Here is a 9,054-nt window from a genome sequence, read left to right as displayed (position 1 = left end):
ATCGTCGCCCCGTCATGCTGGCCGAACTGTTGCTCGTTGCCGCCGTGACACCGCCGGTGGTTTTTGCCATGGGCTCGGCGTGGACCACGGTCCTTATCGCAGAGGGAGCGTTTTTCCTGTTCTGCTCCATTGCGGCGCTCTTGATGGATGTCCGCAACCGCCAGGAGGATATCACCGCGTTCTCGACGATCGAAACCATCAACGTGATTCCCGTGGGCATCCTGTATCTGGACCCGAGGGGCCGTCCGCTGCTCATGAACCGCTGCATGCGAAAAAACCTGGTGGAGCTTCATATGCCCACCGACCTAGGCGATATGAGCGGTACATGGAACGACCTGCGCAAACTCAGCATGCAAATGCCCGAAAGCAGCCAGAACCGCGTGCGGATTAATCTGGACCGCTTTGGTGAGGCGCGCGTTGTGGTCGAGGTTTCTCCCGCCGAGATTCGCTTGTTCGTGCACGATGACGTTATGGTTTCGGGCCGCCTCTTCGAGCGCATTATCGGTCTGGATGTAACAGAGTATGCGCATGCCCATGATCGCCTAGCGCAAGCCAACCACCTGCTTGAGCTTGCGGGCCAAGAGCTCCAAGCCCAGATCGAAGAAGTCAAAAAAGTTGCTGACAATGCGGCCTATCTGCGTATGCGCGCTCGCGTGCACGACGTGATCGGGCAGCGCCTGTCCATTCTCCATCGCTATTTGGAGGAGGGGCGCCTGGACGACGAGTCGCTCGAGCAGATCGACCCGCTGCTGCGCTCAATCGCTGCCGATCTGCGCAGCGGGGGCGACGCCGAACCGGCAGAGCAACTGGGCGATATCGTCCATGCTTTTGGCTTGGTGAGTGTGCAGATCGATGTCGAGGGTGCGCTGCCTGAGGACGCGCGTGTCGCCGCCGCATTTTTGCAGATTATTCGCGAGGCCTCGACCAATGCCACCAAGCATGCGCAGGCGCATCGGGTCCATGTGCGCCTGTGGCAGGAGGGGGCGGATGCTGACGGCATCGCGCACATGACGATTTCTAACGACGGGTCCCCGGCCTCCGTATCGTATCGCGAGGGAACGGGTATCCCAGGTATGAGGCATGTCGCACAAGATCTGGGTGGCAGCCTAGAGGTCCATGCTGCCCAGCCCTTTACGCTTGCGGTGTCCATCCCGCTCAACGCCAGCGCCACAGCTCAAAGGAGAAGCTCATGATCCGCGTCCTTATAGTCGAAGACCAGGCCATCCTGCGCGAGAGCCTCGCGCGCTCCGTCGGTGACCAGCCCGACATGACGGTTGTTGCCGCGATCGCCGACGCCTCGGATGCCTTGGACGTTGTGCTTAAGGAGCGCCCGGACATGATACTGATGGACGTGTGCACCGAGCACGATTCCAACGGCATCGTGGCGGCGGCGCGCATCAAAGAACAACTGCCCGAGTGCCGCGTCATTATCATGACGGGTATGCCCGAAATCACCTTTGTGGACCAGGCACGCGAGGCGGGCGTCGACAGCTTTGTGTACAAGAACGTCGGTATCGACGAGCTTTTCGCCGTGATGCGCTCCACGCTGGCGGGTTACTGCACGTTTCCCAAGCCGCCCGAGAGCATCTTCTCGGGCACGGCGGCCCTCGACGATGTCGAGCTGTCGATCTTGCGCCTTGCCTGCGAGGGTAAAAGCCGCCGCGAGATCGCGGCCGAGCTGTTTATGAGCGAGGGCACCATCAAACGCCGCATCTCGGAGATTCTCAATAAGACCGGCTACGACAACATCATGCGCTTGGCCGTGCGCGCAGTAACGGAGGGCAGCATCGTTCCCAACATGGAGCGCTAGCGCTCGTTACGCATCGGCATAAAGCGGCGAGGCCGCAGGATCAACTCCTGCGGCCCCGTCTGGCATGTGCGCGGATGTGTCCGCCAATCCGCGGCCGATGTTACGTGCCGTTACGCGATGGTCGCGGTGTAGGAAGCGACGTCCTCGTAGGAATCGGTCAGGTAGGCGTCGATGCCGATGGTCGTGTTGATCAGGTCGTCAAGGCTGTCAAGCTCGCCGTTCGAGAACGTGAATTCCTCGGTGGCGTTGGTGCCGGGCATCAGGTGAGCCGAGAACCAGGGTTCCTTCATGGTGCCGTTGACGTTTGTCTTGCCGGAAGGAGCGTAGAAGGTCAGGTCCTTGTCGCTCTTGTTGGTGATGTTGACGACAAAGCCGATGTCGCCCCAGTCGTCCTTGAATTTCTCGGTGATGGTGATGGTGCACAGATCGTCATCGGCGACGGTGACGGCGGGGGAGATTTCGACACTCTGGACGTCGTCGTCTTCGACGGCCTCATCGACCTCTTCTTCCTTCTCGGCCGCCTCGCGATCCTTCTTCACCGTGCCGGACAGATCCTTGTCGGACTTGGTGAAGATAAGCTTGTCGCCTTCCACCTCAAGGACGAGCTTGTCGTCCTTGAGCTTCAGGTCGTGCGACTCATCTTCGGCGGTGATCGTTACGGTGGTGGCGTCCTTGGCTTCCCATTTCAGGTCGGCGACCTCAAGGAACATATCGAGGACGCCTGTGCCGTCCTCGTCGAGGATCAGGACGCAGTTGAGGCCCCACTCCTTGAGCATATCCATGTACTCATCGGTGAGCTCTTCGCCATCCAAGGTTCCACCCGAGTACTGCCAGCTGCCGACGAAGTTGGCCTTGGGGTCCTTGCCGCCGCCGCTGCAGCCCGTCAGGGCAAAGGCGAGCGCCAGGACGCATGTCAGAAATGCGAGTACGGACTTTTTGAACGTTGTCTTCATGGTGTCCTCCTTCATCGAACGAAACCCATAGAAGCAAATGCGGGGGTGGCGGATCCCCCGCCAATTACCAGATAGAGGGGCTAGGGCCGGGGCGTTCCGCAGTTGCTGCAGAACTTGCCGCCGTTTTCGCTGCCGCAGTTGGGGCAGAACCACTTTGCCGGTGCCGGGGCGGGTGCGGGACTGCCGCACTCGGAGCAGAACTTGCCGGTGTTGGTGGCGCCGCAGCTGCAAGTCCACGTGCCGGCCGCAGGTGCGGCGGCGGGAGCCGGTGCGGGGGCGGGAGCCGGAGCCGGCTGCGGGGCGGCCTGCTGCTGTGCCTGGCCGGCGGCGAACAGCTGGCTGGCGTTCATGCCGCCCATGCCACCTGCCATGCCCATGCCCATAAAGCCTGCCATCGCGCCGTTGGGGTTGGCGGCTGCCGCGCGCATCGCATCGCTCTGGGCGCTGGCGATGTTGGCTGCCGCCATGGTGGGATCGCGCATGACCGCGGCTTTCTGCAGGTCCTTGATCATCTGCTCGTCTTCTTGCGAGGCGGCGATGGAGTTGACGCCAAAGCTTACGATCTCAACGCCGCGCAGGTCACGCCAGTCGGCAGAGAGGACCTCGTTGAGCGCGCGGGCGAGCTCGGTGGTGTGGCCGGGGATGGCGCTGTAGCGGATGCCCATCTCCGAGATCTTGGCAAAGGCGGGCTGCAGGGCGGTGAGCAGCTCGGACTTAAGCTGGCTGTCGATCTTGTCGCGCGTGTAGCTATCGGTCACGTTGCCGCATACGTTGGTGTAGAACAGCAGCGGGTTGGTGATGCGGTACGAATACTCGCCGTTGCAGCGCACGGAGATGTCGACGTCCAGACCGATGTTGTTGTCGACCACGCGGAAGGGCACGGGCGAGGCGGTGCCGTACTTGTTGCCGATGATCTCCTTGGTGTTGATGAAGTAGACGCGCTGGTCTTTGCCCGCGTCGCCGCCAAAGGTAAAGCGGCTGCCGATATTGGCAAAGGTTTCCTTGATGGAGTCGCCCAGGTTGCCGCTAAAGACGCTCGGCTCGCTGCCGGTATCGAAGACGAACTCACCGGGCTCCAGCGCGACTTCGATGATCTTGCCGTTTTGCACCACGAGCATGCCCTGGCCGTCGTTGACGGCGATGACCGAGCCGTTGGAGATGACGTTGTCCTCGCCGCGCGTGTTGGAGCTGCGGCCGCCGGTGCGCTTGCTGCCCTTGCAGGCCAAGACGTCAGCGGGCATCGATTCGCAGTAGATAAATTCCTTCCACTGGTCGGCCATGACGCCGCCGGCAGCACCCAATCCAGCTTTCAAGAGTCCCATGGTGATCTTCCTTTCTCGTCAAAGGCCGGGTGGTATTGGTCAGGATGGTTAATCGTCCTTGTCGTCCTTCATGACAACGGTGGTCTCGGTGTGGCTGAAGGTGTCGTGCTTCTCGGTCAGGTCGAGCTCGCCACAGTAGCAATCGGCGTGGGTGGCCTCGTTGGCCGTCTTGAGCTGGCCCACCAGCAGCACGTCTGCGATGACCACGATGATCAGCGGCGCGACGATGTTGATGAGGATGCCCTCGATATCAAAGGTGAGGTAATCCGGATCGAAGGCGTTCTCACCCATGAAGAGGATCTGGGAGAGGACAAATCCGATCACAAAGAACAGCACCGAGGCGATAGCGAGCTTGGGCTTGGAGCAAGGAAGCTCGCCGACCATACGGCCGGTTTGGCCGTTCATGGCAAACAGGTAGCTCTTGCCGTTCCACGAGGTGGAAAGCATCCACACGGGGAACAGGGCATAGTCGCTGTCTTCCCAGGTGTAGTCGAGCTGCTTGCTTTCGACCGTGGCATCGTCATATTCGTCGACGACGGTTTCGCGCAGGGCCGAGATCGTGCTTTCCTCCATGCGGCGTTCGGCGCGCGCCTTGCAGGTTTCGCAGTCCTCGTCGTAGCGGTTGGCGATGTAGCCGGGCATATACGCGACCGAAAACGGGCGCAGGGCATCGTAGTCAAACGGCTCGATGGCGTCCATGTGGCCGTCGGGCATCTTGGACGATCCGTCGACGGGCACGCGCTTAAACGAGATGTTTCCCTTGCGGTAGGCGTCGTAGTGGTCGGTGGTCGTGACGGTGCGGTCGGATTCCTCGGTCACGGTCTCGTTGGTCGCATCGAAGCACACTTCGCCGTCCACGCGGGCGCCGTAAAGCCAAAACGGCACGTAAACGCCTTGGACTTCGTCGATGTGGTTGCCGGTGACAAAGCTCTTGGGCAGCAGGATCTTGCCCTTGTAGTGCTCTTTGAGCGCGGCCATAACGTCGTCGCGGCCGAGCTTAAACGGAATTACCAGGTCGGGCGAGAAGTCGCCAGAGAGCTGGCCGGGCGCCACGGCGGAGTTGCCGCAGTACGGGCAGGTGGTGACGGCGACGGTGCCGTCGGACACGAGCTCGGCGCCGCACGACGAGCAGATGTAGCCGGCGTTTTGGGCGAGCTCCTGCACGGCATCGTCGACAGCAGGCTTGGGCGTTGCGGCTGCCGCATCGGCTTTGGCATCGGCCTTGTCCTGGCGCTCGCGATAGAGGGCCTCGACTTCTTCGACTTCAAAGCGCGAGTCACAGTAGTCGCAGACGAGCTTTTGCTCGGCGCTTGCAAAATGCAAGGGGCCACCGCAGGCAGGGCACTGATAGTTAACGCTCTCGAAGGCCATGATCGGTCCTTTCCGTGCCGGGGGCTATGCGCCGATGGCGCCGCCGCAGTATTCGCAGCGCCCGCTGGCATCGGGAATGGTGGTGGCTCCGCAGAAGGGGCAGGTCACCGCGGTCTTGGGGGCCTTGGCGGCCACGACGCTGTCGCGCGTCTCCTGGCGCAGCTGCACCAGCGCATCGCGGACTTCGGTTGCCTGGCGCTTGGCCTCGCGGTATTCGATGGAGCCGCGCTGATCGATGGTGGAGTCGTTCACGCGCAGGTTGATCTCGGTAAAGTACGGCGTGTTGACGTGGATGGTCAGATTAAAGTCGTAATCCAGGTCGTAGCGCGGCGGGTTGTAGCTCTCGCGCTCGCCGTCCTTGGTCTCGCGATAGATCTCGGTGCGCTGCTCGTCGATATCCATATCGCAGCCGAGTACCTGCGAGAACTCGATGATGTCGGGATTGGCGTCGCGCCAGCGGCTCTGCGAAGTGATGATCAGCAGGCCCGCGTCCTCATCGAGCATAATATTGGTGCGCCCGGCAGAAAGCGTGCGCGTGGGGTTGAACGAAGACAGGCGCTCGGCGTTGGCCTCGCGGTAGGCGAGTTGCTCACGGATATCGTCCGCGGTGCTGGAGCGATAGCCGTGAAAGTAGGGGGAGAGCTTGCCGGCGCACTCTTTGCACAGGTAGCCTTCATTGATTTTTGTCTTACCTAGAAGTCCCAGCTCGGTACCGCAAATCGCGCACTCTTTCTTCTCGAACATCTTGTCAAAGAAGCCCATGGCTGCCTCCCATCAACTGGTAGCGTGTGTCACTTTTGATGATGGGGGAGTGCGCGATCCTTCGCGATACCCAGACGGCTCAAGGAGTCTCCACAGCTGGGACACATGGCCCATTTTTGACTAGTCGCCGGGGACGTTCTTAAACGACTAGTCGCTGGGCGCCACTCATTGGGGACGTACTTAAATGAGTGGTAGTTGGAGACACTCCTTGCCGAGCTTGAGGCCGCGCGTGTCCCTTCTGGTCCATGAGGCTCAAAACCGCGGTGTGACGTGAACGGCTGGGGTCAAATTTGCAGCATTTCGAGCTCGGCTTCGATATTGAGACTGGTTCTTTATTAAAATAGATTTCCAGACAATTGAGCGGCTGGGGGTTAACCATGAGGGACATGGGAGACACAACCGCATATTTGCGTCGAGGCATTCGGGAGATTATATGCCTGGCGCTGTTCTTCTTCACGTTTTTGGCGTGCGAGTATCTTTTTGATGTGCGCATGGCCGAGTTCGTGTCTCCGAACGAGGTCGTTATTTATGAGAGCCTTGTCATCGGCGCGAGCGTGATTGGCTTTTTTGTGCGTCCTATTCTGTACTATCGCCGTCCCCATGCCATTGAAGCAACGAGTGACGTTACGGGCGTTTTGCTGGTGGCGGCATTGCTGCTGTTGATTATGGCGGTTCAGGTTGAGGTGGTAATTGCCGGCGGTTTGGTGGCGTGCTGCGCGCTGGGCTACTGCGGATCGACTGCCCATGCAAACTTTGCGCGGCGCTTTGCACGGACGCCCTGCTTGGCGCGTGCGGCTGCACTTTCCTACGCCATGGGCGTTCTGGTGCAGGTGCTCAACCACATGGTGATGCCTGCCGGCATTCCTCAGCAGGCTGTTCTGGTCGTCTGCGCGATCGCGCAGGTGGCGTTGCTCCACGGTGCCCGACGCGCCAAGCTGCGCGACGAGTCCAATCCCAACTTTGAACCCAGTGCTGCCGGGCTTTCGGTAGATGCTCTGGAATATGGCGCCAAGTGGCATGACGATCCCGAGGCAAAGGCGGCATTCCGTCGCGCCGTAGTTCGCGTGACCGTGGCGACGGCGTATCTTTCCGGCGTATTCGCCGCTCTCAACGCAGGCTTCACGACCCTGCATGCTGTCGGAGCCGTCGATTTGGGCGATTGGCCGCGCCTGCTGCTTGTCGTGAGCTCGTTGGTCGCTGGCGCACTATTTGACCTGCACGGCCGCTCGTATATGAATATCGGCATGACATGTGCCGCCATACTGTCCACGCTTTCGTTCTTTGTGCTCATCGTCGATGGCAATGGCGGCAACGAGCTCGCTGCCACGATCATCTTTTATCTGGGCTCGGGCTTTTTCGTGGTGTTCTTTACCACAAAATATGCCGCCGTCTCGCTCTATGCGCGCTGGTCATATTTTTGGCCGTGCATGGGTCGCGTCGTCAACAACGTGTGCTCGATGCTCGTGACGGCGCCGGCGGTGGCGATCATCTCGAGTCAAAACGTGCTGGCTGCGGTCGGTGCGGCGCTCGTGATGTTTGTGGGCATTGCGATTACGCTGCTGGGGCAGTTGGGGCAACGAGCCGATGATGCCGTGATGCAGGATGGCCTGCCGCTTGCCACCGACGATCTTGGTGGGGATCTTGCGCCCACATGCTCCGACTCCGAGCCCGTGGAAGCAGCGGAGCTCACGTCCGATGAACGCCTTGATGCCTTCGTCGCCACCTTTGGGCTTACAGAGCGCGAGCGCGATATTCTTGAGGTCTTGGTCGTTTCGGACCAGAGCGTTCAGGACATCGCCACAACGCTCTTTCTTTCGCGTTCCACGCTCTATCGTCACATTTCCTCGATCAACAAGAAGACCGGCACCGCCTCGCGCGTGGCCCTTATCAACTTCTTCTGGTCCTGGACGCCCAAGGACTAGCGTATGAGCCGCCGCCCAGTTCCTTACTCTAACGGGGGGATGTGGCCTCAAAGCACGCCCACATCGACGCCTCGCCTGCGCTAAACTGAAGAGCACGTACGCAATTACGAGAGGAGCCCGCATGGAGGCTTACAAGCAAGAGTTCATCAAGTTTATGGTCGAGTCCGACGTCCTTAAGTTCGGCAGCTTTACGCTCAAGAGCGGCCGTCAGTCCCCGTTCTTTATGAACGCCGGCGCTTACGTGACGGGCTATCAGCTCAAGAAGCTGGGCGAGTATTACGCTCAGGCCATCCACGATAACTTTGGCGACGACTTTGATGTGCTGTTTGGACCGGCCTACAAGGGTATTCCGCTGGCCGTCGTGACCGCAATTGCCTACCACGAGCTGTACGGCAAGGAGGTCAAGTACTGCTGCGACCGCAAGGAGGCCAAGGACCACGGTGCCGATAAGGGCAACCTGCTGGGTTATGAGCCCAAGGACGGCGACCGTGTGGTCATGGTCGAGGACGTTACCACCAGCGGAAAGTCCATCGACGAGACCTATCCCAAGGTCAAGGCTGCTGCCGATGTCGAGATCAAGGGCCTGATCGTGTCCCTCAACCGCATGGAGGTCGGCAAGGGCGGTGTGACCACCGCGCAGAAGGAGATCGAGGCCAAGTACGGTTTCCCCGTCGCGAGCATCGTCTCCATGGCTGAGGTCGTCGAGACCCTCTACAACCACGAGATCGACGGCAAGGTTGTCATCGATGACGAGCTCAAGACCGCCATCGACGCCTACTACGAGCAGTACGGAGCACGGGAGTAGTAGTTACGCGGGTTTACCAACCCGCGTAACGGCTCGACGCTGCGCGGGCCGCATTTGGACAATCTGACGTTCAACTTCAAGGGCGCGACCAGAAGGTCAGCGCCCTTTC

8 protein-coding genes are annotated in these 9,054 nt (G+C 60.4%); 4 read left to right on the top strand and 4 right to left on the bottom strand.

All coding sequences use genetic code 11. The features are described from left to right. On the top strand, positions 1-1,193 hold a 1,193-nt coding region (locus tag AB5405_RS09005; protein ID WP_368138251.1), incomplete at its 5' end, for a sensor histidine kinase. Further along, positions 1,190-1,810: a response regulator transcription factor gene (locus AB5405_RS09000; RefSeq protein ID WP_138375254.1), complete on the top strand. Its 621-nt coding sequence runs from the start codon at positions 1,190-1,192 to the stop codon at positions 1,808-1,810. The genes AB5405_RS09005 and AB5405_RS09000, both read left to right, overlap by 4 nt. Positions 1,811-1,920: 110 nt before the next feature. Here AB5405_RS09000 and AB5405_RS08995 read toward each other — a convergent pair whose 3' ends face one another. The 4 genes from AB5405_RS08995 to AB5405_RS08980 all read right to left on the bottom strand — a co-directional run bounded on the left by AB5405_RS08995 (position 1,921) and on the right by AB5405_RS08980 (position 6,218). Further along, positions 1,921-2,763, bottom strand: coding sequence for a hypothetical protein (locus tag AB5405_RS08995; RefSeq protein WP_368138250.1), 843 nt, complete (start codon positions 2,761-2,763; stop codon positions 1,921-1,923). An 80-nt stretch (positions 2,764-2,843) separates the two neighbouring features. Further along, a complete protein-coding gene (locus tag AB5405_RS08990; RefSeq protein ID WP_089573532.1) occupies positions 2,844-4,085 on the bottom strand; it encodes an SPFH domain-containing protein in 1,242 nt (413 codons plus the stop codon). A gap of 48 nt (positions 4,086-4,133) precedes the next feature. Continuing rightward, entirely contained in the window at positions 4,134-5,456 is a 1,323-nt protein-coding gene (locus AB5405_RS08985; RefSeq protein WP_368138249.1) for a hypothetical protein, read from the bottom strand. A 24-nt stretch (positions 5,457-5,480) separates the two neighbouring features. Next, a complete protein-coding gene (locus AB5405_RS08980) occupies positions 5,481-6,218 on the bottom strand; it encodes a DUF4428 domain-containing protein (RefSeq protein WP_055310636.1) in 738 nt (245 codons plus the stop codon). 377 nt (positions 6,219-6,595) lie between these two features. Here AB5405_RS08980 and AB5405_RS08975 point away from each other — a divergent pair, with 377 nt between their 5' ends. Both AB5405_RS08975 and pyrE read left to right on the top strand, forming a co-directional pair. Further along, positions 6,596-8,140, top strand: coding sequence for a helix-turn-helix transcriptional regulator (locus tag AB5405_RS08975; protein WP_368138248.1), 1,545 nt, complete (start codon positions 6,596-6,598; stop codon positions 8,138-8,140). Positions 8,141-8,261: 121 nt separating this feature from the next. Beyond that, entirely contained in the window at positions 8,262-8,945 is a 684-nt protein-coding gene (gene pyrE / locus AB5405_RS08970; protein WP_117848347.1) for an orotate phosphoribosyltransferase, read from the top strand. The last annotated feature ends 109 nt before the right edge of the window (positions 8,946-9,054 follow it).

The sequence above is a fragment of the Collinsella aerofaciens genome (assembly GCF_040920445.1).
Classification (GTDB): Bacteria; Actinomycetota; Coriobacteriia; order Coriobacteriales; family Coriobacteriaceae; genus Collinsella; species Collinsella aerofaciens_BH.
This window is presented reverse-complemented; position numbering and strand designations above follow the sequence as displayed.

What these genes read in the sequence shown, in the direction of transcription:
- pyrE (WP_117848347.1), top strand. Translation starts at nt 8,262, where the DNA reads ATGGAGGCTTACAAGCAAGAGTTCATCAAGTTTATGGTCGAGTCCGAC.
- AB5405_RS08980 (WP_055310636.1), bottom strand. Translation starts at nt 6,218, where the DNA reads ATGGGCTTCTTTGACAAGATGTTCGAGAAGAAAGAGTGCGCGATTTGC.
- AB5405_RS08985 (WP_368138249.1), bottom strand. Translation starts at nt 5,456, where the DNA reads ATGGCCTTCGAGAGCGTTAACTATCAGTGCCCTGCCTGCGGTGGCCCC.
- AB5405_RS09000 (WP_138375254.1), top strand. Translation starts at nt 1,190, where the DNA reads ATGATCCGCGTCCTTATAGTCGAAGACCAGGCCATCCTGCGCGAGAGC.
- AB5405_RS08975 (WP_368138248.1), top strand. Translation starts at nt 6,596, where the DNA reads ATGAGGGACATGGGAGACACAACCGCATATTTGCGTCGAGGCATTCGG.
- AB5405_RS08995 (WP_368138250.1), bottom strand. Translation starts at nt 2,763, where the DNA reads ATGAAGACAACGTTCAAAAAGTCCGTACTCGCATTTCTGACATGCGTC.
- AB5405_RS08990 (WP_089573532.1), bottom strand. Translation starts at nt 4,085, where the DNA reads ATGGGACTCTTGAAAGCTGGATTGGGTGCTGCCGGCGGCGTCATGGCC.